The organism is Pseudomonas sp. RA_35y_Pfl2_P32 (genome assembly GCF_963970735.1).
Classification (GTDB): domain Bacteria; phylum Pseudomonadota; class Gammaproteobacteria; order Pseudomonadales; family Pseudomonadaceae; genus Aquipseudomonas.
In genome coordinates this window covers 1-543 of the sequence record NZ_CAXAQF010000179.1, presented here as the reverse complement: position 1 = coordinate 543, position 543 = coordinate 1, and the positions used below count along the sequence as shown (strand labels likewise).

Here is a 543-nt window from a genome sequence, read left to right as displayed (position 1 = left end):
ATCCAGATGGATTGGCACTGGAACAGCTATCTTCAGGAAGTGAAGGGGCGCGATGCGGCGCTGCTGAACGTCTATAATGCGGCCGGTCAGTCGGTTACGCAAAACGGACTCATCGCTTATGGCGAACCGGTGTTCGGCAATTGCTGCCAGCGTTATTACAATGTCGATTACAATATCGATGCCCCTTATCTGGCGGTTTCGTACAAAATTGGTAAATTGAACCTGGACGGGAGCGTCCGTTTCAACAGTTCGAGGGCCAGCGGACATTACGCCTCGAATAACGGGCTGAGCGTGGTCGATGTGAACCAGGGCGGCATTATTCAGACGCCGGAGCGCAGTGTGCCCGTGGTCAATCCCCAGGCATCGTCACCCGTCAACTATCGGAAGAACTATTTCACCTACTCGGTCGGTGCAAACTATGAGGTCATGCCGAGTCTGGCGCTCTTCGCACGCGTGCGCCGCGGTGCGCGGTTCAACGCGGACCGGATTCTCTTTGGTGGCGGCGTGCGGGCCGATGTCAGCGTCGCGGACGAAGTCGCGGTC

The 543-nt window shown here is 57.3% G+C and carries 1 protein-coding gene; it reads left to right on the top strand.

Features of this window, described 5'->3' with window-relative positions; all coding sequences use genetic code 11:
- Positions 1–543 (top strand): TonB-dependent receptor domain-containing protein (locus AACY45_RS27745; protein ID WP_339548670.1); only part of this gene is annotated, 543 nt, incomplete at both ends.